The 26,613-nt window shown below is 66.3% G+C and carries 29 protein-coding genes; 10 read left to right on the forward strand and 19 right to left on the reverse strand.

Annotation, left to right across the window (positions count from 1 at the left end; translation table 11 throughout):
- The first annotated feature begins 259 nt into the window (after positions 1–259).
- Positions 260–1,291 (forward strand): diguanylate cyclase, encoded by a 1,032-nt coding sequence (locus ACNSTU_RS06905; protein WP_290635146.1) that lies wholly within the window; start codon positions 260–262, stop codon positions 1,289–1,291.
- 1 nt (position 1,292) lies between these two features.
- Here ACNSTU_RS06905 and ACNSTU_RS06910 read toward each other — a convergent pair whose 3' ends face one another.
- The 3 genes from ACNSTU_RS06910 to ACNSTU_RS06920 all read right to left on the reverse strand — a co-directional run bounded on the left by ACNSTU_RS06910 (position 1,293) and on the right by ACNSTU_RS06920 (position 2,707).
- The gene (locus ACNSTU_RS06910) at positions 1,293–2,066 is read right to left on the reverse strand and encodes an SDR family NAD(P)-dependent oxidoreductase (RefSeq protein WP_290635144.1); all 774 of its coding nucleotides are present in this window, start codon (positions 2,064–2,066) and stop codon (positions 1,293–1,295) included.
- Between the two features lie 71 nt (positions 2,067–2,137).
- Complete coding sequence (locus tag ACNSTU_RS06915) at positions 2,138–2,425, reverse strand: hypothetical protein (protein WP_290635142.1); 288 nt, start codon at positions 2,423–2,425, stop codon at positions 2,138–2,140.
- Positions 2,426–2,458: 33 nt separating this feature from the next.
- A complete protein-coding gene (locus tag ACNSTU_RS06920; RefSeq protein WP_290635140.1) occupies positions 2,459–2,707 on the reverse strand; it encodes a hypothetical protein in 249 nt (82 codons plus the stop codon).
- A gap of 165 nt (positions 2,708–2,872) precedes the next feature.
- Between ACNSTU_RS06920 and ACNSTU_RS06925 the strand changes: the two genes are divergently transcribed.
- From ACNSTU_RS06925 to ACNSTU_RS06935, 3 genes are read left to right on the forward strand one after another with little or no spacing between them, the layout of a single operon-like run.
- Positions 2,873–3,244, forward strand: a complete 372-nt coding sequence (locus ACNSTU_RS06925) for an XdhC family protein (protein WP_290635138.1) — start codon at positions 2,873–2,875, stop codon at positions 3,242–3,244.
- Position 3,245: 1 nt separating this feature from the next.
- Positions 3,246–3,926, forward strand: coding sequence for an XdhC family protein (locus tag ACNSTU_RS06930; protein ID WP_290635136.1), 681 nt, complete (start codon positions 3,246–3,248; stop codon positions 3,924–3,926).
- Positions 3,923–5,542: a molybdopterin-binding/glycosyltransferase family 2 protein gene (locus ACNSTU_RS06935; RefSeq protein WP_290636717.1), complete on the forward strand. Its 1,620-nt coding sequence runs from the start codon at positions 3,923–3,925 to the stop codon at positions 5,540–5,542. Before ACNSTU_RS06930 ends, ACNSTU_RS06935 begins: the two co-directional genes overlap by 4 nt.
- Positions 5,543–5,564: 22 nt before the next feature.
- Here the strand turns inward: ACNSTU_RS06935 and ACNSTU_RS06940 are convergent, their stop codons facing one another.
- Both ACNSTU_RS06940 and ACNSTU_RS06945 read right to left on the reverse strand, forming a co-directional pair.
- Complete coding sequence (locus ACNSTU_RS06940) at positions 5,565–5,855, reverse strand: DUF1330 domain-containing protein (protein WP_290631412.1); 291 nt, start codon at positions 5,853–5,855, stop codon at positions 5,565–5,567.
- A gap of 153 nt (positions 5,856–6,008) precedes the next feature.
- Positions 6,009–6,695 carry a TetR/AcrR family transcriptional regulator gene (locus ACNSTU_RS06945; RefSeq protein WP_290631414.1) on the reverse strand — a complete coding sequence of 229 codons (687 nt, stop codon included), beginning with the start codon at positions 6,693–6,695 and terminating at the stop codon, positions 6,009–6,011.
- Positions 6,696–6,991: 296 nt separating this feature from the next.
- On the opposite strand from ACNSTU_RS06945, the gene ACNSTU_RS06950 reads away from it, so the two are divergent.
- Both ACNSTU_RS06950 and ACNSTU_RS06955 read left to right on the forward strand, forming a co-directional pair.
- Complete coding sequence (locus ACNSTU_RS06950) at positions 6,992–8,008, forward strand: AAA family ATPase (protein ID WP_290631416.1); 1,017 nt, start codon at positions 6,992–6,994, stop codon at positions 8,006–8,008.
- Positions 8,001–9,782 (forward strand): cobaltochelatase CobT-related protein, encoded by a 1,782-nt coding sequence (locus ACNSTU_RS06955; RefSeq protein WP_290636716.1) that lies wholly within the window; start codon positions 8,001–8,003, stop codon positions 9,780–9,782. The genes ACNSTU_RS06950 and ACNSTU_RS06955 overlap by 8 nt, the downstream gene beginning before the upstream one ends.
- On the opposite strand, the gene ACNSTU_RS06960 is transcribed toward ACNSTU_RS06955, so the two are convergent.
- The 7 genes from ACNSTU_RS06960 to ACNSTU_RS06990 form a co-directional block, all read right to left on the reverse strand.
- The gene (locus ACNSTU_RS06960) at positions 9,765–10,334 is read right to left on the reverse strand and encodes an SRPBCC family protein (protein ID WP_290636715.1); all 570 of its coding nucleotides are present in this window, start codon (positions 10,332–10,334) and stop codon (positions 9,765–9,767) included. The genes ACNSTU_RS06955 and ACNSTU_RS06960 overlap by 18 nt on opposite strands.
- A 22-nt stretch (positions 10,335–10,356) precedes the next feature.
- On the reverse strand, positions 10,357–11,685 hold the full coding sequence (locus ACNSTU_RS06965) for a TRAP transporter large permease (RefSeq protein ID WP_290634336.1): 1,329 nt from the start codon (positions 11,683–11,685) through the stop codon (positions 10,357–10,359).
- Complete coding sequence (locus ACNSTU_RS06970; protein ID WP_290634338.1) at positions 11,682–12,248, reverse strand: TRAP transporter small permease subunit; 567 nt, start codon at positions 12,246–12,248, stop codon at positions 11,682–11,684. Before ACNSTU_RS06970 ends, ACNSTU_RS06965 begins: the two co-directional genes overlap by 4 nt.
- A 75-nt stretch (positions 12,249–12,323) precedes the next feature.
- The gene (locus tag ACNSTU_RS06975; protein ID WP_290634340.1) at positions 12,324–13,409 is read right to left on the reverse strand and encodes a C4-dicarboxylate TRAP transporter substrate-binding protein; all 1,086 of its coding nucleotides are present in this window, start codon (positions 13,407–13,409) and stop codon (positions 12,324–12,326) included.
- A 66-nt stretch (positions 13,410–13,475) separates the two neighbouring features.
- Positions 13,476–15,869 (reverse strand): xanthine dehydrogenase family protein molybdopterin-binding subunit, encoded by a 2,394-nt coding sequence (locus tag ACNSTU_RS06980; RefSeq protein WP_290634342.1) that lies wholly within the window; start codon positions 15,867–15,869, stop codon positions 13,476–13,478.
- The gene (locus ACNSTU_RS06985) at positions 15,866–16,384 is read right to left on the reverse strand and encodes a (2Fe-2S)-binding protein (protein WP_290634344.1); all 519 of its coding nucleotides are present in this window, start codon (positions 16,382–16,384) and stop codon (positions 15,866–15,868) included. Before ACNSTU_RS06985 ends, ACNSTU_RS06980 begins: the two co-directional genes overlap by 4 nt.
- Positions 16,385–16,395: 11 nt before the next feature.
- Positions 16,396–17,235 carry an FAD binding domain-containing protein gene (locus ACNSTU_RS06990; RefSeq protein WP_418212198.1) on the reverse strand — a complete coding sequence of 280 codons (840 nt, stop codon included), beginning with the start codon at positions 17,233–17,235 and terminating at the stop codon, positions 16,396–16,398.
- Between the two features lie 198 nt (positions 17,236–17,433).
- Between ACNSTU_RS06990 and ACNSTU_RS06995 the strand changes: the two genes are divergently transcribed.
- From ACNSTU_RS06995 to ACNSTU_RS07005, 3 genes are read left to right on the forward strand one after another with little or no spacing between them, the layout of a single operon-like run.
- Positions 17,434–18,291, forward strand: a complete 858-nt coding sequence (locus ACNSTU_RS06995) for a YciI family protein (protein ID WP_290634351.1) — start codon at positions 17,434–17,436, stop codon at positions 18,289–18,291.
- Complete coding sequence (locus ACNSTU_RS07000) at positions 18,288–18,656, forward strand: YciI family protein (RefSeq protein ID WP_290634352.1); 369 nt, start codon at positions 18,288–18,290, stop codon at positions 18,654–18,656. Before ACNSTU_RS06995 ends, ACNSTU_RS07000 begins: the two co-directional genes overlap by 4 nt.
- Positions 18,657–18,661: 5 nt before the next feature.
- On the forward strand, positions 18,662–19,015 hold the full coding sequence (locus ACNSTU_RS07005) for a DUF1428 domain-containing protein (protein WP_290634354.1): 354 nt from the start codon (positions 18,662–18,664) through the stop codon (positions 19,013–19,015).
- 35 nt (positions 19,016–19,050) lie between these two features.
- On the opposite strand, the gene ACNSTU_RS07010 is transcribed toward ACNSTU_RS07005, so the two are convergent.
- The 6 genes from ACNSTU_RS07010 to hmpA form a co-directional block, all read right to left on the reverse strand.
- Positions 19,051–19,800, reverse strand: coding sequence for a LytR/AlgR family response regulator transcription factor (locus tag ACNSTU_RS07010; RefSeq protein WP_290634357.1), 750 nt, complete (start codon positions 19,798–19,800; stop codon positions 19,051–19,053).
- Complete coding sequence (locus ACNSTU_RS07015) at positions 19,797–20,864, reverse strand: sensor histidine kinase (RefSeq protein ID WP_290634359.1); 1,068 nt, start codon at positions 20,862–20,864, stop codon at positions 19,797–19,799. Before ACNSTU_RS07015 ends, ACNSTU_RS07010 begins: the two co-directional genes overlap by 4 nt.
- Before the next feature lie 9 nt (positions 20,865–20,873).
- Positions 20,874–21,341: a DUF2269 family protein gene (locus ACNSTU_RS07020; protein WP_290634361.1), complete on the reverse strand. Its 468-nt coding sequence runs from the start codon at positions 21,339–21,341 to the stop codon at positions 20,874–20,876.
- A gap of 2 nt (positions 21,342–21,343) precedes the next feature.
- Complete coding sequence (locus tag ACNSTU_RS07025; protein WP_290634363.1) at positions 21,344–22,825, reverse strand: carotenoid oxygenase family protein; 1,482 nt, start codon at positions 22,823–22,825, stop codon at positions 21,344–21,346.
- Positions 22,826–22,838: 13 nt separating this feature from the next.
- Positions 22,839–23,270: a DUF2141 domain-containing protein gene (locus ACNSTU_RS07030; protein ID WP_290634365.1), complete on the reverse strand. Its 432-nt coding sequence runs from the start codon at positions 23,268–23,270 to the stop codon at positions 22,839–22,841.
- Between the two features lie 170 nt (positions 23,271–23,440).
- Complete coding sequence (gene hmpA, locus ACNSTU_RS07035; protein WP_290634367.1) at positions 23,441–24,616, reverse strand: NO-inducible flavohemoprotein; 1,176 nt, start codon at positions 24,614–24,616, stop codon at positions 23,441–23,443.
- A gap of 217 nt (positions 24,617–24,833) precedes the next feature.
- On the opposite strand from hmpA, the gene ACNSTU_RS07040 reads away from it, so the two are divergent.
- A complete protein-coding gene (locus ACNSTU_RS07040) occupies positions 24,834–25,982 on the forward strand; it encodes a cytochrome P450 (RefSeq protein ID WP_290634369.1) in 1,149 nt (382 codons plus the stop codon).
- Between the two features lie 9 nt (positions 25,983–25,991).
- On the opposite strand, the gene ACNSTU_RS07045 is transcribed toward ACNSTU_RS07040, so the two are convergent.
- On the reverse strand, positions 25,992–26,606 hold the full coding sequence (locus ACNSTU_RS07045; RefSeq protein ID WP_290634430.1) for a class I SAM-dependent methyltransferase: 615 nt from the start codon (positions 26,604–26,606) through the stop codon (positions 25,992–25,994).
- Positions 26,607–26,613 lie beyond the last annotated feature (7 nt).

Here is a 26,613-nt window from a genome sequence, read left to right on the forward strand (position 1 = left end):
AACGACATTGCGCGGCTGCTCAATCAGCGCCCCCGCAAAACGCTCGGCTGGAAAACACCCGAAGAGGCCATGAACGAAGAGCTTCATGCGTTCTCAAAATCCGTTGCACTTGATTCTTGAGTCCAAGGCGTTGCGGTTCGCGTGGATATAACAATCATTCAGCCATGGGCACGCTTCCCGAATTCTCCAGACGATTCACCGGCGAAAACCGGAGGGCACCGCAGGGCCGTTGACATGAGCGCATCCGTTCACGCAAATCATGATTGACAAGCAACCGACACTGGATCCGCAACGGCTCCTGGTCCTGCGCACACTGCTCGGTTTCACGATCGGCGGGTGTCTATTCTTCGGGGGGCTGAATGTGGCCCGTGGGGTTTATCCGCTGGCGGCGGTGGAATTCGCCATCGGTCTCTTCTCGTTGTGGCTGTTCTTCTGGATCACGCGCAGCCCGACTCCCCAGCGGTGGCTGCTGATCTATCTGCTGCTCTTTTTCAGCACCATGATGGTGGCAATTGCCACGCCCCAAGGGTCGGCAACGATCTTCGTCTGGGTCTTTCTGATACCGCTTGCGTCCCACCTGCTGCTGGGACGCAAGCGGGGGCTGGTCATCGCAGTGGTGTTCCTCACCCTGGCGGCCGTGATCTATTTCTACCGCATGAACGACCAGCCCCAGCTCATGGCGGTGCTCCCGATCGCCAACGTGGTGTTGTGCGCGCTGGTTCTTCTGGCACTGTCCTACGCCTACGAGTACGCGCGGGAGAAGACCGAGGAACAGCTTCAGGCCCTGGCAACCACCGATTCACTGACGGGGCTGCCCAACCGCGCGGCGCTGGAGCCGGTGCTCGCCCGCAAACATGCGGAAGCGGCTCGCGACGGTACGCCTTTCGCTCTGCTCTCCATGGACCTGGACCATTTCAAGGCACTCAACGACCAGGAAGGCCATGAGGCCGGGGACCGGGCGCTGGTGGCCTTCGCCGACCTGCTGCGCAAACGGCTGCGCGCGAGCGACATGCCCTGCCGCTGGGGCGGGGAGGAATTCCAGGTACTCGTCAGCGGCACGGACCGCGACGGCGCCGTGCACATCGCGGAAGAAATTCGAACGGCGCTGGAGGCCATCAGCCTGACCCGTAGCCGCAATGCACCCCGGGTCACGGTGAGCATTGGCGTCGCTGTCTTCCCAGACGACGGACAGGCGGTTGCCGAGCTGCTGCTGACCGCAGACCGCCGGCTCTATCACGCCAAGGCCAAGGGGCGGAACCAGGTGGTGGCATCGCCGCCGGACGAGCAATGACCTAGCGTCGCCCGCCACCAGCACCCAGATGCATACCACCGTCCACCAGGATCGCTTCGCCGGTGGTCTTGGGAGCACCGGTCAGCAGCCATTCAACCATCTCCGCCACGTCGTCGGGCTGCACCACGTCCTGAAGCGGGTTGGTGGCAACATGCGCGGCACGCTGCTTCTCGTAGGCGTCTCCCAGGCCGGCCTTGAGCCAGCCCGTCTCCACAAACCCCGGGCAGACTGCATTGACCCGGATGGCCGGGCCCAGCGCCCGGGCCAGAGAGAGGGTCATGGTGTTGAGCGCCCCCTTGGACGCGGCGTAAGCGATGGAGGAGCCCACACCGCGCAGGCCGGCGATGGACGAGATATTGACCACGCTGCCCCGGCCCTGCACCTCCATCACCGGCGCCACGGCGCGGGTCATCTGATAGGCCCCGATCACGTTGACGTCGAAGATGGCATGGAAATCCTCGGCCTGAAGCGCGTCCAGATCATGATGGCGGGCGAATCGGGTGGTGCCGGCGTTGTTTACCAGGCCATCCACTCGGCCCCAGGCATCCACGGCGGCCTGCACCAGTTGATTACACTGGACGTCATCGGCCACATCCGCCTGCATGACGATGGCGTCGCCGCCCAGGGCCCGGCACTGTCGGCCGACGGCTTCGGCTTCCGCCTGGCGCGAGGCGTAATTGATCACGATCCGCGCCCGCGCACGGGCGAGTCGCTCGGCGCAGGCCTGGCCGATACCGGCCGATGAGCCGGTGACGATGTAGACGGGTTGCTCCACGGCGCTGACTCCATCAAGGATTGATGGCTCAGCTTACGGCAACCGCACGAATCGGGGAAACGGGCAGAGGATCAGCCGCGCCGGGCGGCGACGCGGGCGCGAACGCGCAGCAGCGTCCAGCCGATGGAGACAGTCGCCGCCGGCCAGGCGAGCATGCGCAGCGCATCGTGCAACGGGACCCCGTGACCCACGGTCGATTCCGGTGCAGCAAGCCGCATGGCCATGGAGGCGCTCAACAGCGAGAACGTCACCACCAGCGCGATGTAATACGCCTGCCGGCGCCTGAGACCGAGCACCGCGAAGGCGGCAAGATGGACAACAAAAACGGCCAGCAGCAGGCCGGTCAGCATCGAGGGCATTGGTCGCTCGCCGTCCGGTGCGGCGCACGGCCATCAGCTGTCCAGAGGCTCGCACACCAGCGTGAGTTCATTCATGAGGCGGTAGAGGCGCTCGGGCTCCACTGCGGGATTCTCCTGACGCGCCAGTACCATCATGGAATCAATGGCCAGTTGCCGCACGTGTGACTCCGGCAGATCGGGCTCCGCCGGCACCTCCACGCGGTTGTTGATCTCCGGCACCTCCAGTTCGCCGCGAAACCGATCGATGGAGGCATCGTCCAACCAGCAGACCCAGGTCGTCATGGCCAGCTCCTATCGTCGCATATTCGTTTCCCTTCATCAGAGGTAGGAACGACCGTGGCGTATGACAACCCCGGATCACCCCAACGGCGCAGACTGTCGCCTTGACCCGTCAGGTCCACTGCGTTATTAATCAAACGACCAATAACTCCGGGCCTCGAGGTTGCCATGGCAACAGACACATCCACCCACGCCGTTGTGCTTGCGGAAGATGACGATCTGGCGATTCTCGGCACGGCCAGCCAGTGGCTGGAATCGGGCCGCAACGTGGCCATTGCCCGTGTCATCCAGACATGGGGATCGTCACCCCGGCCTGTGGGCAGCATTCTCGCCGTGGATGACCGCATGCACATGATCGGCTCGGTGAGCGGTGGCTGCGTGGAGTCCGCAGTGGTCCAGGAAGCACAGGGGGTGATGGCCGGCGATGCTCCCAGAGTGCTCGAGTTCGGCGTCACCAACGAAGTGGCCTGGAGCGTCGGGCTCGCCTGCGGCGGCACCATTCGCATTCTGGTGGAGCCCCTGACGGCGGAGGCCCGGTGACATGAAACAGTCCACCATCAATGTGTTGAGACAGATTCGCGACGCCAAGCGCCCGGCCGTGCTCGCCACACGCCTTGCGGACGGTCGGGAGTCCATCATCGACCCGGAGCAGCCCGACGGGCTCGGCCCGGCGGCGCTGGACGCCGTGCGCACCGACCGCAGCGGCCCGGTTGAGATCGACGGCGAGGAGTGGTTTCTGCAGGTGTTCAACCCGCCGCTGCGCATGCTGATCATCGGCGGTGTGCACATCGCCCAGCACCTGAACACCATGGCACGCCAGGCCGGTTACGACGTCACCGTTATCGACCCGCGCGCGGCGTTCGCGTCCACGGAACGCTTCCCGGGAACGACCCTGAACCACCAATGGCCGGACGCCGCCATGGCGGAACTGACTCCGGATCATCGCACCGCCGTTGTCGCCCTGACCCATGACCCGAAGATCGATGATCCGGCCATTCATGCCGCCCTCGAGAGCAACGCATTCTATGTCGGCGCGCTCGGCAGCCGCAGGACCCACGCGGGCCGCCGGGAGCGCCTGCAGGCGGCGGACGTGGACCCGGCACTGCTGGATCGTATCCATGCGCCCATCGGGCTGGACATCGGCGCGCGGTCACCGGCGGAGATTGCCCTGAGCATCGTCGCGGAAGTGACACAGGTCCTGCGCCGGGGGGGCGCCCGATGAGGTTCGGAAAATGCCCGCTGGCAGAGGCCGAAGGGGGCCTGCTGGTGCACACGGTGAACGTGGCCGGCAAGCGCTGGAGCAAGGGGCGGCAGCTTTCGGCGGACGACGTCGCCCAGCTGCAGGCGGAGGGGATCGATGGGGTCACCGTTGCGCACCTGGACCCGGACGACACCCACGAGGACATGGTGGCCGATGCCCTCGCACGCGCCATGGCTGGCGAGGGTGTGGAGGTGGGGCGCGCGTTCACCGGTCGCTGCAACCTTTACGCCGCCGACGACGGCGTATCGGCCCTGGACAGTGCACGTCTGACAACCTTCAATCACATCGACGAGGCGCTGACGGTGGCCACGGTACCACCGTTCGAGCAGGTCCATGCGGGGCAGATGCTGGCAACCATCAAGGTCATCCCGTTTGCCGTCCCGGCCGCCCTGCTGGAGCGTGCCCTCGAGCATCTGGACAAACCCGCAATCCGTGTCGCCCGCTACCACCGCCGCCGGTTCGGGCTGCTGCTGACCCGGCTGCCGGCACTCAAGGAATCACTTCTGGAGAAGGGCGAAAAGGGGATTCGCCAGCGGCTCACCGGCCTTGGCTGCGAACTGGCCATGGTCCGGCAGTGCGAACACGACGAGGGCGCCATCACCGAGGCATTGAAGGAGATGGCCGGGGCACCACTGGATGGCATTCTCGTTCTCGCCGCATCCGCGATTACCGATCGCCGGGACGTCATTCCCGCGGCCCTGACCGCCGCAGGGGGCGACATCGAGCGTTTCGGAATGCCCGTGGATCCGGGCAACCTGCTCCTGCTCGGCCGCCTGAGCACGCTCCCGGTCGTCGGTCTGCCCGGCTGTGCCCGCTCCCCGAAGATCAACGGGCTCGACTGGGTGCTGCGGCGACTGGCCACTGATCTGCCGGTGAACGCCGGGGTGATTGCCGGCATGGGCATTGGCGGCCTGCTCCAGGACACGAGCGAACGGCCACAGACGCGGGAACCCGCCACCAGAACGGCGCAGCGCAAACCCCGCGTGGCGGCAGTGTTGCTTGCGGCCGGACACTCCCGACGCATGGGCGAGGTCAACAAGCTGCTGGCCAGCTGGCAGGACAAGGCGCTGATCCAGCACAGCGTCGACAACGCCCTAGCCTCCCAGGCCAGCCCCGTCTACGTGATCACCGGCCACGAAGGTGATCGCGTCGCCGGCGCACTGACCGGGCGCGACGTGGTCGTGGTCCACAATCCCGAGCACGCGGAAGGCCTGGCGAGTTCACTGCGGGCCGCCGTCCGTGCGCTGCCGGACACGGTGGACGGCATGCTGGTCTGTCTGGGGGACATGCCGCAGGTCGCACCCGCCCACCTGGATCAGCTCATCGCTGCATTCTCGCCGCAGGAAGGCCGGGCCGCGTGCATCCCGACGTATCAAGGCAAGCGGGGCAATCCGGCACTGCTCGGGCGGCAGCTCTTCCCGGACGTGGCCGCACTGGAAGGCGACCGGGGTGCCCGGGCACTCATCCGGGACAATGCGGAAGCAGTGGCGGAGGTTCCCGTGGACAGCGCGGGCATCCTCCTGGACATCGACACGCCCGCCGCGCTCAAGGAGCTGGCCACTGGGCCGGCCTCCTGAGCGGGCAGGTTCCGCCGCCGGTTTACTGCAACCCTTCCACGATCATGAACCGGGCATCGGCGGCGTCACTGCGGAACGTCCTGGCGGCCTGATACTCCGGTGAATTGAAGCACGCCTCGGCCTGCTCAACGCTGTCGAACTCGATGATCACCACCCGCCCCGGCGGTTCGGCCCCTTCCAGGCCCACGCGGCGGCCACCCCGGGCCAGCACCCGCCCACCGTAAGCCTCAATGGCCGCCGGCGCGCGCTGCGCGTAGTCCTTGTAGGCCGTTTCGTCATCCACATCCACCAGGGCCAGCCAGTATGCCGTCATGCCATCTCTCCTCTTCTCGACGTTGGTTCAAACCGCACGGCCGGCGCTGAATGCTCGAACTGCATCACGGCAACGGCCATGCTACTATTTATCAAATGCTCATTTTACGGACGAGCTTACCGGCCTTCCGGGAAAACGCAAGACGCGAGCCGGTCAGGACACGGCGTAGCTGTCGCGGAAGTGCTCCCGCAGGGTGGGCGGTGTGCCGTGCATGAAGGAGCGCACCACGCGGGTGACATGCAGATCGAGATCGTCGGGGAAAGGCAAATGGTAGATCCACTTGCGGATGCCCATGTAATAGATGCTGCCGTGCATGCTCGTGGCCAGATGCACCTCCTCCTCCGTGAGCGGGATCTCGTCAGTACCGGGCAGGCCGCTGATTTCACGCATCTCCCGACACACCGGCTCCAGCAGTTTCTCGCGCACGATGGCCAGATACCGGCGGTTGAGGTCCCCCCCGGCCAGGCCGGCGAGCATGAAGATGCGAACCTGCTCGTAGGTGAAAATCGCCCGGGTGTACTCCTTGTAGAAGCGCACCAGGCGCTCCTCGAGAGGCAGGGAGCGGTCGCTGATGAGGTCGTCCCAACGCGACTGCCAGCGCTGGAAGAACGTCTCCTGGTAGACCCGCTCGATCAGGCTTTCCTTGCTGGGGAAATAACGATAGAGAAGCGGCTGGGTAATCCCGAGCCGTTTCGCCAGTTCACGGGTCTGCCCTTCGAAGCCGACTTCCGCAAAAAACCGGATTGCTTCATCAACAATCTGCCGCTCCCGATCCTGGGGATCGAGTCGCTTCTTTGGCCGGCTTTTGGTGCCGGCTGTTTCGGAGCCCGGATTACTCACAGGAAACACTCCTTTGCATCTGATTCACACATGAAAACACTGTATCGCTCGGGCAATCGCCCAACCCGCGGTCGCCACCGACCGCGCCGCCGGGCACACCCGTCAAGCGCCTTGCGACGCCCTTCGCAAGGGCGCGTATCCGGGCTCCTCATGGGATGTAATGATAGCACGGGCCGCCCTGCGCGCTCCATCGAGTCACCTCGCGAATCGCCGCTTCCCGCCCCATGCGAAAAGCGACAGGACATCCGCCTGAGTGCAATCGCGAATACGCCTGAAATACTCTCATCGGAACAGGAATGATGACCGACAATAACGCCGATCCGCTTCAGGAAATGCAACCCGATACGCGCGTTGATGCAGCCGATACCTTCGGCCTTCAACGAAAAATTCAGGTGCCTGCTTTCAGCCAGCGAACCGCCCACGTTCCGGATATCGACGCCAGTTATCATTTCGACCCCGATACCACCTTGTCGGTACTGGCCGGTTTCTCCCACAATCGCCGCGTGATGGTGCAGGGATTCCATGGCACCGGTAAATCCACTCACATCGAGCAGATCGCCGCACGCCTGAACTGGCCCTGCATCCGAATCAACCTCGACAGCCATATCAGCCGGATGGATCTGGTGGGCCGCGACGCCATCGTTCTGCGTGACGGCGTGCAGGTGACGGAGTTCCGCGAAGGCTTGCTGCCCTGGGCGCTGCAGCGACCGGTGGCACTGGTCTTCGACGAATACGACGCCGGCCGCCCCGATGTCATGTTCGTGATCCAACGGGTCCTGGAAGCCGAGGGCAAGCTGACGCTGCTGGACACCAACCGGGTCATCACCCCGCATCCGGCATTCCGCCTGTTCGCAACCGCCAACACCGTCGGACTGGGCGACCCGAACGGCCTCTACCACGGCACGCAGCAGATCAACCAGGGGCAGATGGACCGCTGGAACATCCTGACCACGCTGAACTACATCGACCACGACACCGAGGTGGAGATCGCCCTGCGCAAACTCCCGCACTGGCGCACCACGGATGGCCGCGACACCGTCTCGCGCATGGTCGCCACGGCCGCGCTGACCCGTACCGGCTTCATCAATGGCGACGTCTCGGTGCTCATGTCGCCACGCACCGTGATCACCTGGCTGGAGAACACCGAGATCTTCGGCGACCCGGCCTTCGCCTTCCGCGTCACGTTTCTCAACAAGGCGGATGCGCTGGAACAGGACATCATCGCCGAGTACTACCAGCGCTGCATGGGGTCTCTGCCAGTGCCGGAGCCGGGCGTCGCCCAACTGAAACCGGCCGGGGCCCGGCATGGCTGACAGGTCCCGCCGCTTCGCCCAGGCCCAGGCGGCCACGACCCGAACGCTCGCGGGCGACAGACGATTCGACCTGACGCTCGACACCACCCTGCCGTCGGCACCCACCCGAGACGTACTGGATGCATTCCGCGGCCTCGCCGACCTGGAAGCCCTGAAGCACCGCCACCACGCGCCGCGTCTGCACGCGCGCCATGCCCCGACGGCGCCGGCCGCACGCGCGATGTACGACTGGGCCGAGGAAGCACGGCTGTCGGCCCTGGCCGGACGGGTGATGCTGGGCGTGACCCGCAACCTGGACGCCGCCCTGGAACAGCGCTGCCGAGACGCCCTGCCGGACACCGCAGCCGCGGACGTGGACACGCCTCTGGCCATGGCCGCGGGGCTGTGGCTGCGCGAACAACTCACGGGGCGGTCGCTGCCACCCACAGCGGCGCGCATTGTCGGTAGCCGCCGGGAGCGTATCACCACGGCTCTGGCGCCGTTCATGCCGACACTGCAGACGCTGCTGCATGAGCCATATGACTTCGCCAGGGAAGCCGCACGGCTCCCCGCCGCCCTGGACATGCCCACGGACGACGGCAACGCCACACCCGCCCCCGCGGACGACGCAGCGCAGGATGCGCGGGACGACACGGACGCGGCACTGTCCATCCCGGGGGCGGCGACACCCGCCGATGACACCGGCTCCAACCGGCCGCCAGCCACCCCGTCCAACGGGGAGCCGCCCGCGGCGAGCGACCAGCCCACGGCGGGGAACCCGGACGCCGGCGACGGCCAGTCGCCGGGATCGGACGGCATCGGCGTCCGAGAGGCGCCGACCGGTCTCAAGGGCGAGTACCGCGCGTACACGCGCGCCTTCGACCACACCACGCGCGCCGCCGAAGCGCTGGACGCGGCCCGACTGGAGCAGCTCTGGACGCAGCTGCGGGGTGAAGATCCAGAGGCGCACGCCGCCATCAAGCGGTTGGCGCGGCGGCTGGAGCGTGCCCTCATGAGCGAACAGCGGCGCCGCTGGGTGTTCGAACAGGAAGACGGCCTGCTGGACGCAACCCGCCTTGCCTCCGTGGTGGCCGACCCCATGCTAAGCCTCCCCTTCAAGCGTGAGACCACCGCACCGTTTCCCGACACGGTGCTGACCATGCTTCTGGACTGCTCGGGATCCATGCGCGGTCGCCCCATCCGACTGGCCGGCCTGTGCGCCGTCGCAGTGGGCGAGGCGCTGGCACGCTGCAACATCAAGGTGGAGGTGCTGGGGTTCACGACGCGTGCGTGGCAGGGTGGTGCCTCCGGCGCCGCCTGGGAGCGGGATGGCCGGCGCGCGGCACCGGGCCGCCTCAACGATCTGCACCACGTCGTCTTCAAGGACGCCGACACGCCATGGCGGCGTGCGCGGCGCAACCTGGGCCTGTTGCTGCAGGACGACCTGCTGAAGGAGAACATCGACGGCGAGGCCCTGCAGTGGGCGCATCAGCGGCTGCTGCGCCGCCGCGAGACCCGGCAGGTCCTGCTGGTGGTCTCCGACGGACTGCCACGGGACGGCATGACCCAGAGCGCCAACCCGCCCGGTTTGCTGGAGGCCCATCTTCGTCATGTCATTGACCATATCGAGGCGCGTTCGCCGGTGGAGCTCGCGGCCATCGGCATCGGGCATGACGTTACCGCCTACTACCGCAACGCCGTCGCCATTCCGACGGCGGAACGGCTCGGCGCCGCCATGGCCAGCCAGCTGCTGGCGCTGTTCACCGCTCGCTGCGCGTCAGAGCAGAAACAGTAGCAGCAGGATCAGCACCGCCAGGCCGACACCACCGTAGATCATCCAGGTATTGCCGCCGCCCTCACCCTGCGTGGTGACCCCGGCGTCGGCCGGAGCTGCTGCCGTCTCGCCGCCGGACAGGCGCTCGTTCAGCGCACCGAAGAACTGATCCGCATACTTGCGCGCGGTGCTCTGGACCAGCCGCGACCCCAGCTGCGCCAGCTTGCCGCCCAACTGCGCCTGCGCGGTGTAGCTCAGGCGCGTCCCGCCATCGCCGTTGTCCTCCAGAGTCACCGGCGCGGTGAGCTTGGCGAAACCGGCGGCACCCTTGCCCTCGCCCACAATGGTGTAACGCTGCGCTTCCTGGACATCAGTGAGCGTGACCGTGCCGTTCAGCGTCGCCTTCACGGGGCCCACCTTGGCGGTGACGGTGGCATCGAACCCGGATCCGTCATCCGTGGGCGTCAACGCGTCGCAACCGGGAATGCAGTCACGCAGCACGTCGGGGTCGTTGATGGCCTGCCAGACCGTCTGACGATCGGCGGGGATGTCGTACTCACCACGGATATCCACAGTGTGTTTCTCCTCATTCGGTTCAGATCAATGCCAGCGTCAACGGCGGTACCAGCGCGACCATGACCAGGGTGACCAGCATGATCGCGACAAAGGGCAGCACGCCGACGAAGATGGACTCCACGGACACATTCGGGTCATTCAACGTCGATTTCACCGTGTAGATGGAGATCCCGAATGGCGGCGTGAGCAGCCCGATCTCCACGGCAATGACGGTGATGATGCCGAAGTGCACCAGATGGAAGCCGAAGTCCTGGGCAATGGGCACGGCGATGGGGGTCATGATCAGCAGGATCGACGTGGAGTCGAGAATCATCCCGAGCAGCAGCACGATGATCACGTAGATCAGCAGAAAGCCGTATGGGCCGAAGCCCGCGTCCTGCACGAACATGGCGATCTCGGCCGGCATGCCGACCATGGCCAGCATGCGGCTGTAGAAGCTCGCGGCGATCAGCAGGATGAGAATGCCCACGGCCACGCTACCGGTCTCCCACAGCACCTGCCAGGCGCGGGAGACGTTGAGGCTGCGCCGGGCCAGCGCCAGCACCAGCGCTCCGAACGCGCCGACGCCACCGGCTTCCGTGGGTGTGAAGAACCCGGAGTACAGACCGCCCAGCACCAGGGCCACCAGCAGCAGAATCGGCACAAGCTTGACGCAGATCTCGCCAAGGCCCATCACGCGCTCCGCTTCCCGCCCATGCGCCTCTTTCAGCTGCTCGGCCATGTTGTAGACCATGTTCGGCGCGAAGCGGGCCAGCAGCAGAATCATGACCACGAAGTTCACCGCCAGCAGCAGCCCCGGCAGCACCCCGGCCAGGAACATGTGGCCGATGGAGACTTCGGCAAGGATGCCGTAGACGATCAGCAGCAGACTGGGCGGGATCATCATGCCCAGCACCGAGCTGCCCGCCACCGTCCCGGCGGCGAACGCCTTGTTGTAGCCCAGCCGCGCCATCTCCGGTACGGCCACCTTGGTGAACACCGCCGCGGAGGCGATGGAGACCCCGGTGACCGCGGCGAACACGGTGTTCGCCGACACGGTCGCGATGCCGAGCCCACCGCTGATCCGGCGCAACAGCGAGGCGGCCACATCGAACGTGTCGCGCCCCACGTTGGATATGCTCACCAGCAATCCCATCAATACGAACAGGGGGATGGTGGCGAATATGTAATTGGAGATGCCGTTGTACGCGGCGATGTACATGAGGTTGAAGGCGAGGTCGATATTATCCCGCACCAGCCACACACCGACAAAGGCCACACTCATCAGAGCGACGGCGATATGCAGCCCCATGATGACCAGAAAGAACAGCAGGGCGATCAACGTCAGCCCGAGACCAAGGTCCGTCATACGACTTCCGCCCTCCCTTCAATGAGCCTGCGGACATTGGCGGGAACCAGCGCCAGACAGGCAAGCAGTGCCAGCCCGGACCCAAGCACCACCAGCCCCCGGAACGGCCAGGTCGGCATGGTGAATTGCCCGCGCACACCGAAGTACTGCCCGCTCACCCAGGCATCCACGAACTGGCCCCAGGATGCGGTGATCAGCAGGGCGAACAGCGTGGCGCCGATTAGCAGATAGAGGATCTCCAGCCCGCAGCGCACTCGGGGTAGACGCTCCGCCAGCAGGTTGAGCACGAACCCGGCCCGGGTCAGACGCCCGGACACCACGGCCCAGGCAAGCTGCAGATAGACGATGGCCACCACCGAACGGCCGGCAAACTCGGCCACCCCGGTGATCGGCATGTTGAGAAAATTGCGGCCGACCACGTCGGCGACGATCAGGAACATCAGCAGAACGATCCAGACCGTCCCCAGCGCCCCGAACACCATGGGGATGTAACGGAACAGACCGGCCTCAATGCCCTCTCCGCCCTTGATGGTGTCGCGGAGTTCTTCTTCAGTGCTGCCCACGGCGCACCCCCGGTTCGACGAACCCGACCGGCGCACCGGCCCGTGGCCGGTGCGCCCTTTCAGCAACTGCCGGCTTTAGCGGACGATGTTGTCCCAGTCGCGCAACGGCTCCTCGCCGTGCTCGCGCAGCAGATCGAAGTACGCCTTGAGCAGTTCCTCGGCATCGTCGCCGCCCATGTCGAGCCATTCCTCGACGATGCTCTCCGGCAGGCTCTCCACCCAGCGCTCCTTCTCGGATTCGGGCAGTTCGCTGACGTTCAGGCCTTCCGCCTGCATCTTCTCCAGCGCCTGGTCCATCTGGTCGCTCACGTACTCACCGTGGCGCAGGGAGGTCTCCTTGCCGGCCTCCAGGAAGGCATCCTGGACTTCCTCAGGCAGGCCTTCGAAGAAGTCCTTGTTCACCGCCACGCTGCCGAAGTACATGGCGCCGATGCCCACGCGGGTGAGCTCCGGGGCAACCTCGTAGACCTGAGTGGGTTCGATGCCCGTGGCGAACGACAGCGCCCCCTCGGTTACGCCGGTCTGGATGTTGGTGTAATAGGTGGTCAGGGCGCCATCCACCGGCGTGGCACCGGTTCCGGAGAGCCAGTTGGCCGAGGAGCCCGGGGCATTGATGCGCATGTTCTGCAGGTCATCCAGGCTCTCCACCTGGCTGGTGGCGTAGACGTCGTAACTGTCGGTGATCAGCGAGGACAGGTGCACCATGTTCTGCGCACTCCAGCTGTCCACCAGCGCGTCCACCTCGCTATTGAGCTCGTCGAAGATCTGGATGAGTAGCTCGTGATCCTCGGTGGCGAACGGCGTGAAGTAGGTGACGTTCTGCAGCGGCATGTCGGAGCCCTCCCACACCGTGCCGACCATGCCGATGTCGACGATGCCGTCGCGCAGCGAGGTGCGCGTGTCGCCGAAGTCGAACAGGGTACCGCCGTAGGACTCGCGCCAGTTGACCTGGTAGTTACCGCCGTTTTCCTCGAGGATGCGATCCACTTCCGGCTGGAAAACGTTCTGCATGGCCCAGACCCAGATGTTCTGGGTGGGGTGGCTGGAGCCGATCTCGACACGGACGGTCTCCGTGGCCGAGGCGGTGCTTCCCACGATCAGGGCGCTCAGCGCAAGGGCGCTGAGCCCGGCGGTCTTCCGCGACTGGATGATTCGTTTCATGGTGTCTCCTCCGTCTCTCTAATCACCGGCGTAATGCCGGCCTTTTATCGTGTCCGTTGCACGCCGTCAGCGGCCGTCCGGATCCGGGACCTTGCCCAGGACGGCGAGCACCCGCTCCGGCGTGAACGGCATGCGGGTGACCCGGCCGCCGAAGGGCCGGATGGCGTCGTTGATGGCGTTCATCACGGCCGCCGGTGCCCCCGCGGTACCGGCTTCCCCTGCCCCCTTGGCGCCCAGCTCCGATTCCTGGGTGGGCGTCTCCACGTGGCCGATCACCATGTCCGGCATTTCCGAAGCCATGGGAACCAGGTAATCAGCCATGTTGGCGTTTTCGAGCTGGCCTTCCTCGGAGTACACACACTCCTCGTACAGCGCACCGCCCAACCCCTGCACGATGCCGCCGCGGATCTGTTCGTCCACCAGTTGGGGATTGATCACCCGGCCGCAGTCCTCAACGCACCAGTGCTTGAGCAGCTTGACGAACCCCGTCTCCACATCCACTTCCACAAGGCTGGCCTGGATACCGTTGGTGAAGGCAAACGGGTAGTCGCTGGTGATGTAGTGGCGGGTGGCCACCATCTCCCGGTCCAGATCCTTGGGCAAGGTGTCGCCGCGGAAGTAGACGATGCGCCCGAGTTCGGCCAGCGGCATGCGTTCCTCGCCGGTGGCTCGATCCTTTATCGCGCCGTCGATGATGTCCAGCGCATCCGGGGTCGACTGCAGCATGGCCGCGGCCACCTGAATGATGTTGTCGCGCAGCGCACGACCCGCGCGGAAGGCGGCGGCACCGCCGATGCCGGCACCGCGGGACGCCCAGGTGCCACCACCGTAGGGCGTGGTCTGGGTGTCACCGGTGATCACCTTCACCGTCTCCATGGGCACGCCGACACTCTCGGCCACCACCTGCGCGAGCATGCCCTCGGTGCCCTGTCCCTGTTCGGTGACCCCGGAGAGCACGACCAGGGACCCGTCCGGGTCCATGCGCACGGTCGCGCCATCCTGCGCCGAGATGCGCGCGCCGCCGATGCCGTACATGAACGGGCTCGGGTTTGTGAGCTCGATGAAGCTGGCGATGCCGATGCCGCGGTAGACGCCCTTGTCACGCAGCGCCTGCTGCTCACGCCGAAGGTCATCGTAACCCATGGTCTCCAGCAGCTTGTCGAGACTGGCGTGATGGGACAGCCCCTCGAACTTCATGCCGCTGGCGGCGGTATAGGGGTAGGCGTCGTCGGGCACCAGGTTGCGCCGACGCAGCTCCACCGGATCCATGCCCAGCGCCTCGGCGGCCAGGTCCACCATACCCTCGGTGACCGCACAGGCGATGGGGTGACCCACGGCACGGTACTGACACATGGGCGCCTTGTTCTGCATGACCACCGTGGTGGTGGCCTTGTAGCTAGCCAGGTCGTAGGGCCCGCCGCAGAGGTTCACCACCTGGTTGCCCTCGATGGCGCTGGTGCGCGGATACACGGAATAGGGGCCGATACCCGTGAGATCATCGATCTCCAGGGCAGTGATCTTGCCGTTGCTGTCCACGGCCATGCGGGCCTTCACGCGGTGATCCCGGGCATGGATGTCGGCAGTGAACGACTCCAGCCGGTCGGCGATGAACTTCACCGGCCGGCCCATCACGCGGGAGATGGCCGCGGTGGCCATTTCGTCGGGGTAGATGTGCACCTTGATGCCGTAGGAGCCGCCCACATCGCCGCAGATCACCCGCACCTTGCCCTCGGGCAGATCCAGGTGTTTGGCGAACGACGACTGGATCATGTGCGGCGCCTGGGTGGCGGCATAGAGGGTGAGCTGGTTCTCGGAGCGGTTGAAGTCCGCCAGGATGGAGCGCGGCTCCAGGCATACACCGGTGTGCCGGCCTGTGTGGAAGGTCTCTTCCACCACGTGTGCCGCGGAGGCGAACGCGTCGGCCAGGTCACCGGACTCATGGGTGCGGGTAAACGTGAGATTGTCACCCAGCTCCTCGTGCAGCACCGGAGTCTCCGGGTCCAGAGCGGTTTCCATGTCCGCCACCACCGGCAGCGGCTCGAAGTCCACCTCCAGCGCGGCGGCACCGTCCTCGGCCACGGCGCGGCTCTCGGCCACCACTGCCGCCACCGGTTCGCCCACCCACATGGCCCGGTCCACGGCGAGCGCATGCTGCGGCGCGGATTTCATGCCCTTGAGGTGGTCGAGTGTGGCGACCCAGGGGGTGCAGACGTCCTTCAGGTCGTGCCCCGTGAACACGCGCAGCACGCCCGGGATCGCTTTCGCGGCGTCGGCATTGATGCCGTTGATGCGGGCATGGGCGTACGGGCTGCGCAGGTAGGCCACGTGCACCGTGCGTGGCAGGTGGACGTCGTCCACATACTGCCCCCGCCCCTCCACCAGCTTGCGGGCGTTGGGGCGCGGCACCGTCTTGCCGATATAACTGTTGGGTCGATCGACCTGGTTGAGATCAATAGTCATTGCGAGCCTCCTCCCGCCTGGGTGGCGCCTGCACGGGTGCCTGCCGCCATTTCCACTGCGTCGACGATCGCTTCGTAACCGGTGCACCGGCAGTAGTTGCCGGAGATGTGCTCGCGGATTTCCTCACGCGACGGCTTCGCGTCACGGGCGAGCAGGTCCGCCGCGGTGATCAGCATGCCCGGCGTACAGAAGCCACACTGCAGGGCGTTGCGCTCAACGAACGCCTTCTGCAGCGCATCCAGGGAGCCGTTGTCGGAGAGCCCCTCAACGGTCCACACCTCGGCGCCATCCGCCTGGGCCGCCAGCATCAGGCAGCCGCGAACCACGTCGCCGTTCACCTGCACCGTGCACGCGCCGCACACACCGTGCTCGCAGCCGGTGTGCGTGCCGGTGAGGCCCACGTCCAGACGCAGGAAATCCACCAGGTGACGGCGTGCGTCCACGCGGCGCGAGACGCGCTCGCCGTTGACGATGACCGTCACGTCCACTTCGTGTGCAAAACCGTTCTCGCTCATGCCCGCTCCCCTTACTGCGCCCGCAGCGCATTGATGGCCCGCTGCAGAATGACCCGTGCCAGATGGCGCTTGGTTTCCGGCCCGCCGGTGAGATCGCCCGGCGGGTCGAGATCGTCGTTCAGGGCCTTCAGGGCGGCGCTAACGTCGCCCTGCTCCAGTGCCCGCGCAGCGCCCTCGGCCACCACCGGAGCGTCACCGACGCCGAAGTAGACCACCTTCGCCGCGCCGAGGGTGTCGCCCTGTACATCCGCGGCGAGGACAATGCCGACGATGGCGTAGTCGCCATGCCTTCGCACCAGCTCCTGAACCGTCTGCCGACGCCTGCCCGCCTTGGGAATCTCGATGGCGGTCAACAGCTCGAAGGGCTCCAGGGCCGTCTCGTACAACCCGAGGAAGAAGTCGGCGGCGGGAATCCGGCGCTCACCCCCCTGCCCCTGAACCACCAGTTCGGCGTCCAGCGCCACCACGCAGGCAGGAAACTCGGCAGCGGGGTCGGCGTAGGCCAGCGAGCCACCGATGGTGCCGCGCGCCTGGATGGCCGGGTGGGCAATCAATGGCGCCGCCTCGGCAATGGCCGGGGCGTGCTCGGCCACCAGCGGATTGCGCGCCAGGTCGGCGTGGCGGGTCATGGCACCGATGCGGATACGGTCACCGCTTTCGGTCACCCCGGCGAGATCGGGCACGTGGTTGATGTCGATGAGCGCAGGCGTATCCGCGAGGCGGAGCCCCAGGCCCGCAATCAGGCTCTGGCCCCCGGCGAGGATCTGGGCGTCCTCGCCCGCCTCGGCCCACAAAGCAAGCGCATGCGGCAAATCCTTCGCCCGCGCATAGGCGAACTGGGCAGGTTTCATCAGCTTCTCCTCCGACCGACGCTACCGATGGAGCACCCATCCGCAGCGGGTAACAGTGTTTTTGTTTATCAGATGCTCTCTTAATCAAATGATAAATACAACCACAATCGATGTCGCACTGAACAATTCCCGTGCACGCGGCTGTCGATTCCGGATTCCGCCGCGCGACAAGGAAGAAACGACAGAGGAGACACAACCATGCGCTACATGCTCATCCGCAAGGCGGACCCGCACACCGAAGACGGCGTGATGCCGTCGGAGGCGCTGCTCAAGGACATGGCGGACTACAACGAACGCCTGCTGCACGCCGGTGTTCTGGAGGGAGGCGACGGGCTGCGACCCAGCCGCGACGGGTACAGGATCGAGTTCCGCGACGGCGAGCCCACCGTCACCGACGGCCCGTTCACGGAAACCCGTGAACTGATCGCCGGATACACCATTCTCGACGTGGACTCCCCCCGGGAGGCGCTGGACTGGGCCATGCGCTGGCCCCGCTCGGACGGCGACGGCAACGTCACCCTGGAGCTGCGGCGGTTCTTTGCCATGGAGGATTTTGAGCCCGGTCCTGCGACAGACCAGCACGGCGCCCTCGGTGACCAGCTCACGCAGCTGCCCACGGCCATGAACGTGCACGTGGTCTTCTCCGGCAACTGCCGGGAAGCCATGACGTTCTACGCCGATGTCACCGGCGGCAGCGTCGAGGCCATGCTCACCTTCGGCGAGACGCCCGCCGCCGCGGACACCCCCGCCGACTGGCATGACCGCATCATCCATGCCTCGGTCAACCTCCGGGGCCGGCGCATCATGGGCGCCGACATGGCCGGCGACTGCTATACGAAACCTCAGGGCGCCCGGATTCACCTGGAGTTCGCGGACCCTGCACGCGGAGAAGCCGTGTTCAACCGGCTGGCGGACGGCGGCAGCATCGTCATGCCCTGGGAGCAGACCTTCTGGGCGCACCGTTTCGGCATGGTCGACGATCGCTTCGGGATCGGCTGGATGATCAGTTGCGAAATCGACCACTGCAGCGACAACACCGGGAGGGACGCACCATGAAGTACGTGGCACTGGTGTACTACCAGGAAGGCATCATCAACGCCATGAGCGAAAAGGAGTGGCACGATCTGAACCAGGAGTGTATTGCCGGCGTCGAGCGATTCAGTGCACAGGAGAAGTACCTGGGCGGTCAGCCCCTGCAGCCAACGGAGACGGCCACCACCGTGCGCGTTCGCGACGGCGAGGTGATCGTCTCCGACGGCCCGTTTGCCGAAACCAAGGAGCAACTCGCCGGCTTCTACCTGCTCGAGGCCGCCGACCTGAACGAGGCCCTGCAACTGGCCAGCCGGATCCCTCCGGCGCGCTTCGGCAGTATCGAAGTGCGCCCCACCAGGGAACTACCCCCCAAGGACGAACGAGGATAACGACCATGACCTACGTTGACGGATTCGTGGCTGCGGTACCCACCGCCAACCGCGAGCAGTACATCAAACACGCCAGCGACGCCGGCTCTGTTATCAAGGAATATGGCGCCCTGAAGGTGGTGGAGTGCTGGGGTGATGACGTGCCGGACGGCGAAGTGACCTCCTTCCCCATGGCGGTGGAGTGCAAGCCGGACGAGACGGTGATCTTCTCGTGGATCCTGTGGCCCTCCCGCGCCGTGCGCGACGAGGCCATGCCACGGCTGATGAAGGACGCCCGCCTGCAGCCCGAAGTAAACCCCATGCCGTTCGACGGCAAACGGCTGATCTACGGCGGATTCGAGATCGTGGTGGAGACCTGACCTGCTGAAAGGTCAGTCGTCCACCGCCGCCCGTTCTACATCTGCCGGAATAGATGCACGAACGGGCGGCTCACGGTGAGGGACTCCGGACGGCCTCTGAGCGTCAGGCTCAGTCGGCCGCCGAACTCCCGATGTACGGCCTCCACCAAGCTGGCGTTGACGATGGTGCCCCGATGGATCTGCCAGAACCGCTGCGGATCCAGCTGATCCGCCAGGGCCTTGATGGGCGTGCGGATCATGAACTCATCGCCGGCCGTGACCACGCTGGTGTACTTGGCGCTGGCGTGAAAATAGAACACCTCGTTAACGGCGACGAGCTGCACGCGCTCGCCCAGCCCGGCGCGAATCCACTGCAGGTACTCCGGCTCCTTCGGCCCCTGCAGCCGCTCCAGCAGCGCCGACAACGCGGCTGGGTCGTGGGTCGGCGCCGACGGCCGTCGCAGCCGCTCCACCGTGCGTGCCAACCGCTCCGGCGTCACTGGTTTCAGCAGATAATCCACCGCCTCCTGCTCGAAGGCTTCCACCGCATACTGATCGAAGGCGGTCACGAACACCACGCGACACTGCGCGGTCAGCCGCTTTGCCACCTCCAGCCCCGACAGCCCCGGCATGCGGATATCGAGAAATGCCACATACGGTCGCTCCCGCTCCAGCAGCTCCAGGGCCTCGGGCCCGTTGCGGGCGATCCCCGCCACGTCCAGCTCCGGCCAGGCGGCGGCCAGCTGGCGCTGCAGATGGGCTGCCAGCTCGGCCTCGTCGTCGGCAATGACCGCGGTTAGGCTCATGCCCCCTCCCGCGGCAGCTCCAGCCGTGCCAGCACGCCGCCATCGGGGCACGCCTCAATGGCGAGCCGCGCCCGCTGCCCGTAAAGAGCCACGAGGCGCTCACGTAGATTGGCAAGGCCCACGCCGGTGCCGCCGCCGGTGTCAGACAGCCCCTGGCCGGTATCGCGGACACTGAGCCACAGCACCCCGGCCTCCAAGCCGGCGGCAACGTGCACGGTGCCGCCCGCCACCAGCGGCTCGATGCCGTGTTTGATGGCGTTCTCCACCAGGGGCTGCAGCAGCATGGGGGGCACGGGCTCGGCCGCCAGCGCATCGGGGACCTCCAGGGTGTAATCCAGGCGCTCGCCCATGCGGATGCGGTACATGGCCAGATAGCTCTCCAGCAGCCGGATCTCGTCGCCGAGCACGGTGCGCGGCTCGCGGGCGTGGACCAGGGCGTAGCGAAGGTAATCGATCAAATAGCCAAGCATGCGCTTGCCGCGCTCGGGGTCTGTGTCCACCAGGCTTTGTACGTGGGCCAGGGAGTTGAACAGCATGTGCGGCTCGATCTGCGCCCGCAGCAGGCGCAGCTCGGTGGCCGCACGGTCGCGCTCGGCTTCCACACGGCGCAGCTCCTGCTCCTGAAGGCTGGTGCGGGTGCGCAGCAGGCGCTCCCGGCTGAAGAAATAATAGCCGGCGATGCCCCCGAACAGCAGCGCGATCACCACCGTCTGCAGGAAGACGGTCACCGGCGCCCGGGCGCGCTCGTCCGCGACGCCGGTCACCAGCAGAGCGAGCAGGACGCCGGCCAGCGCCCCGATCAACACGGCAGTCGCAACCCCGGCAACCAGACGCCCGCGCTCCAGCCGTCGGAACGGCACCAGCTCGAGCATGACGAAGATGCTCAGCCCGATACACTGGGAGAACGCCATGTTCACGGCCAACGTGCCGCCATAGCCGATGGTGGTGAGAAACGCAGCGATCAGACTGTTGAACACCAGCGTCCAGAGCAATCGCCAGTGGAGGCGCATGCCGCCCCAGCCGGAGAGGCCTTCAGACCCTGCATTGCCCTGTTCGCCTGTCACGCGCGCCTCCTATACCGGTTTCAGCACCATAAGCGAGAACGCGGCCAGCGGTAAAACCACCGCAACGACGCCGAACCCCATCCATAGCGTCGACAACTGCCGGTACCGGACGGGGATCTCGCCCCCGCTGGCGAAGGCGCGGGCCATGCGCGCCTGCGCCACCTGGATGGGGATGAGAATGCCCACCCAGATCAACCCCGTCGCCAGGAACAGGGTCTGCCCCCAGTCGAGCCACGGCGTATCCAGGCTCCAGGGCCCGGTGAACACCATGGCGTAACCGCTGCCGCCGAGCAGCAGGACACCCACTGTGGTGAACAGGATATCGGTGAGCGTCACCTGGCGCTGAGCAAAAGCCAGCACCACCGGGTTGCGGCTGCGGTCGGCCATGGCCTTCCACCAGGCGGTCACCATGATATTCCCCAGCAACAGCACGGCACCGAGGATGTGCAGCAGCTTCAGCAGAGTGTAGGTCTCCATCGTCACGCTCCCTTCCAGTTTCCGTGAAAGCCCAGCGGCACCGGGTACGGCAGTCGGGCCTGCCCCACCGGCCCCTCTGCCAGGGCCCCGGCCCGGAACACCGACAGCAGCGAGACCTGCTGTTCCAGATCCAGCGCCGTGCCGATCAACCAGCCGTCTCCCTCGCCACCCTCACCCGGCACAAACACGTGCTCCTCGGTGATCACGCTGGCGCCGAAGTCGTAGTGCTCGGTCACACCGCTCTCCATGTCACGCCGCATCACACCATTGGAGAGCGGATGGCCCGCCGTTTCGGTGCGCACTGTCGTATAGAGCTGGCGGTAACGCTCGCCGGTGCGGCGCGGATCCACACGCGGGAACTCGGTCTCCTCGGTCATGATCTGCTGATCGATCCGGCCGTTGCGCGTATCCAGGCGCACCAGCGCGGTGTGGCCACCGGCATGGGGAATATCCTCGCCGCGCATGAGGCCGCGGGCGGCCCTGGTGACGAAGTCGGCGTTGTCGTAACGGGTGTAGTCGAAGCGGATGACGCCGCTGCCGTCCTCCCAGGCGTTACCGACGTGAAAGTGCATGCCGGCGGGCAGATCGAACCAGCGCCGGCGCCCCCAGTCGCTCTTGTCGATCACCAGCACCTGCATGGCGTCGTCGCCATACCAGCGGTGGCTATCCACGAAACTCTTGCCGCTGCCGAAACGCTCCGGGTCGAGCCGGAACGGCGGCAGCAGGAACACCAGGTGCCGGCGGGTAATGGCGAAGTCGTGCACCATGGGCGAGGCGTCCAGCGCCACCACGTCGGCCCGGCGCAGCTTCCCGGACGGCGCAATTTCGTAGAGCACCAGCGCGCCGTCGCCGGGGACCACACCGAAGTTCCACAGGGTGCCGTCGGTGTCCACTGCTGGATGGGCGGAGAACGGCGCGCCCGCCAGGTCATCACTCCAGGTCACCCGGTCGCCGGTGGCCAGAGTTTCCGGGTCCACCTCCCAGGCCGAACCTCCCTCCCACAGGGCCAGCAACCGATCGTCAAAGGGCAGAATGTTGGTATTGGCCACATTGATGGCATCGGGGCTGGCTGCACGCTCCGCATCCGGAAACACTGTGCCGAAGGCCGGGCGGCGGAACGCCCCGGCACGGGTCTCGGCGATGTACTTGGGCGTCTCCACGAAGCGCGCGTGGTGGCTGATGCGGCCATCCCCAAGGCGGTATGCGTGAACCATGCCGTCCCCGTCGAACCAATGGCTGTAGCGTCGGTCACCCAACGCGTGCCGTGCGGGCCCGTTGCGGTAGAACGTGCCTGTCAGGGCCTTCGGCAACCTGCCGTCCAGCTTGAGTGACGGCGTGTGCAGCTCCTCGGCACGTGGGTTCTGAAACCCCAGGTGCCAGTCCGGCATCGCCGCCTCACCGGCGAGGGCGTGGGTCACTGAGCCGGGCAGAACCAGCCCGGCGCCGCTCAAGCCCATCAAACGCATGAAATCCCTGCGATTCATGATGACCTCCTCATCACGGCCGGTTGAGACGAATGGACATGTCCACGGCATCGCCGTCCACCGTGAATGCGGCGTCGCCGAAATCCGGCGGCCCCATCCCGCCCGAGGCGTCCCGGCTGAAGCCCCAGGGCTCACGGGGCATGCCCACGAGGTTGGTGTTCAGTTCACCGTCTCCATCCAGATCCTGGAAGGCCGCAATGGCGTAGTCGCCGGCGCTCACGCCGGTGAAGGTAAGCACGACGCACTCGCCATCCACGGACTTGCGGATCTCCTCCACGGCTCCGTCGCGCGCGTCGAAAGCCGCCTCGTCATCGTAGAGGGCCACCATCAGGTGCCCGGTATCCGGCTCGACGTTCTCGACGGTGACTCGCAGGTCGGTGGCGTGGGCAGCGGTGAGTCCCAGGCCCAGAATCAAACCGATGGTGGTGCGTGTTGTGATGGTCATGGCGTCCTCCGCAAGGGGCTGGCTGTGTTGGTGATGCCAGTCTCGCGGGGGTGATGGTGCGGAGGCGCGGGTTATGCGACGGGATGCGGCAGGCAGCGATGGGCCGCACGTGCGCAGGATGAACGGGTCATCCCGCGCACGCGGGCCGGTCGGGCACGGCGCAAATCCCCTTAGCCGGCCAGGGGGCGTGACGGGCCGAAGCGCTCGTAGTGACGCCGCTCCGAGGGCACGCCCAGGGCGGCCAGACCCTCGTTCACGGCGGTCATGAAGCCACCGGGGCCGACGAAATAGTACTGTGCCTCGAGATCGGGCGCGTACCGGGCCAGCAGAGAGCGGTCGACGCGCCCGATATGGTCCGCACCGGCGTCGTCTGCCGCCTCCTCGTAAACGGTGACGGCGCGCATCCGGTCCGGATGCCTGGCGCACAGGGCCTGCACATCGTCGGCCAGGGCGTGATGGTCCGGGCTCAGCGCGGCGTGGATGTAAACCACCTCGCGCCCGTGCTCCAGGGCGCGGTGCGCAATGGGCAGAAGCGGCGTCTGACCGACACCACCACTGACCAGCACCACTGGGTCGTTCCCGGGCACCAGCGTCAACTCGCCGGCCGGCGGCAGCAGGTCCACGGTGTCGCCCACGTCCATGGATTCGTGCCAGTGGCGGCTGACGTAGCCGTCCGGCTCACGCTTGATGGACACCCGGTAGCTGCGGCCGTTGGGTGGCGCGGACAGGCTGAAGTGGCGGTAGACCGGCTCGCCGTCGATGACCAGTCGCATTCCCACGTACTGCCCCGGCTCGAAATCCGCGACGGGACGGCCGTCTTCCGGTTCCAGTTCGAACGATGTGATCACCCGGCTCTCCCGCCGCCGATGGGCCACGCGGAAACGCCGCAGCCCACGCCACCCGCCGGGCCGACTGGCAAACGCGCTGTAGTACTGCTCCTCCACCGCTATCAGCAGATCGGCAAGCTCCTGGTAAAGGGCGCCCCAGGCATCCACCACCTCGGGCGTGACGGCATCTCCCAGCTCCTGCGCCACCGCCTCGAGCAGGCATTCGCCGACAATCGGATAATGCTCCGGCTGGATGCCCAGGGAGACATGCTTGTGCACGGCGGTCGAGAGCGCACCGTCGGCCGCGCCCGGCGTCTTGCGGAGCTGCACGTAGGCCAGCACGGCCTGCGCCAGCGCCCGCGGCTGGTCACCGCTGCCCTGGTGCTTCTGGTTGAAGAACGCCATGACGTCCGGGTACCGCTGGAACATCAGCGGATAGAACCGTTGCGTGATCGCCTCCAGATGCTCGGCGACCACGGGCGCCGTCTGCTCGATGATCGCTTCTTGCGCGTCGGTCAACATCGTTCCTGCCTCACTCCGTGACTAAACATGTATATCAAACTCTATATTTATGATGGGTGGTTTCGTCTTGATCGATGTCAAGGGAAAGGCGGGGTTGGTGGACCTGAAGGTCCACCCTACGCGGGCTGGCACGGGCGCGGTGTTGATCTTCATCAAGGCCGCCCAGTCGGTCGCCGAGTAGCCTCTGCGGACATCCTGCCGCTCGGAGGTCTCCATGACCCACTCCCCGAACGCCGACTGGTCACCTGAATCCGACGCCGTCCAGCGCGATCAGCGCGCCGCCTATGACGGCATGCGTGAACGGTGCCCGGTTGCCCACAGCAAGAAGATGGGCTGGACGCTGTTCCGCAATCGCGACATTCACCGCGTCCTGCGCGACCACGAGACGTTCAGTAATCAGGTGTCGCAGCACCTCTCCGTGCCGAACGGCATGGACCCGCCCGAGCACACGGCCTACCGGCGCATCATCGAACCCTACTTCGACGCGGCCGCCATGGCGGCATTCGAGCCCACCTGCCGCGCCATTGCCCGCGATCTCGCCGGGCAGCTGCGCTCCCGGGGCGCCGCTGATTTCATGCAGGCATTCGCGCAGCCTTTCGCGGTCCGGGTCCAGTGCGCGTTCCTGGGGTGGCCGGAGCCGTTCCATGAGCCGTTACGGCAGTGGACGCAGCGGAACCTGGAAGCCACGGGTGCGCAGGACCGTGACGCACTCGCGGAGATCGCCGACGAGTTCCGGGCCTACGTCTTCGCCATGATCGAGCAGCGCCGCCAGGCCTCCGACGGCCCGGACGTCACCAGCCGGCTCATGGCCGAGCGGGTGGATGGCAAGCCGTTAACCGACGAGGAAATCGCATCCATTCTCCGCAACTGGACCATGGGGGAAGTGGGCACGCTGGCGGCGGCGCTGGGCATTCTCGTGCACGGGGTCGCCACCGATCGCGGTCTGCAGGCCCTGCTGCGGGACAATCCCGCACGCATCGAGGACGCGAACGAAGAGCTGCTGCGCCTGCACTGCCCGCTGGTGACCAACCGGCGCCGGGCCACGTCCGGTGTAGATCTCCACGGCCGGGGCATTGAGGCGGGTGACACACTGACACTCAACTGGGTGGCGGCGAACCGCGACCCCGACGCCTTCGAGGACGCGGAGCAGTTCCGCATTGACCGGGACCAGTCCGCGAACCTCGTCTGGGGCGCCGGCATTCACGTCTGCCCCGGCGCACCGCTCGCGCGGCTGGAGATGCGCGTGGTCATAGAGGAGCTGCTGGCCCACAGCGAGAACATCGATCTGCAGCAGGACGACCCGCCCGGCCTGGCCCGCTATCCGGGCAGTGGGTACGCAACCCTGCCGGTTCGCCTTTGCTGAGCCCGGCAATCAGCCAGAACGCGCCCGTGGCACGGCCACGGCAAGACACGATGCCCGACTGCCGTGCCGCGCCAGGGTCGCAAAGGCCTCCAGATCCAGCCCGGCGTCACGGATCTGCGCCTTGAAGGCGCCTTCGTAGGTCACCCGACCGAAGTCGATACTGGTGAAGCGCTTCAACAGCGGTTTCAGGGTTTCCATGGCGCGGGAGGGCGTCTGCTGGATGGTCTGGGTGAAATAGATGCGGCCTCCCGGTTTCAGCAGCGTGCAGCAGTGGCGCAGCGCCCGTTCGGGCTCCGGCAGGAGCATGAAGCTCGCGGAGAAATAAACCGCGTCGTACGGGCCGCCCCGGTGATCGTAGACGGACTCCAGACGCGCTTCGACCCGGTCCTGCAGGCCCGAGCGCTGCAGCGTTCGCTGCGCCCGCGCGATGTAGTCGGCGTCGATGTCGATGCCGGTCACGTGCAGGCGCTTCCGCCGCACCAGCTCTGCGTTTGCCCGTAACGCACCCGCCGTGCCGATGCCCACATCCAGCAGCGCGGCATCGTCGGGCAGGCGCTCCAGCACCGCCGCATACCACCGGGCGGTGAGTCTGAGGATCAACGTGTCGTAGATGAGGCTTCGAATAACCGAC

The sequence above is a fragment of the Aquisalimonas sp. APHAB1-3 genome (assembly GCF_048323695.1).
Classification (GTDB): domain Bacteria; phylum Pseudomonadota; class Gammaproteobacteria; order Nitrococcales; family Aquisalimonadaceae; genus Aquisalimonas.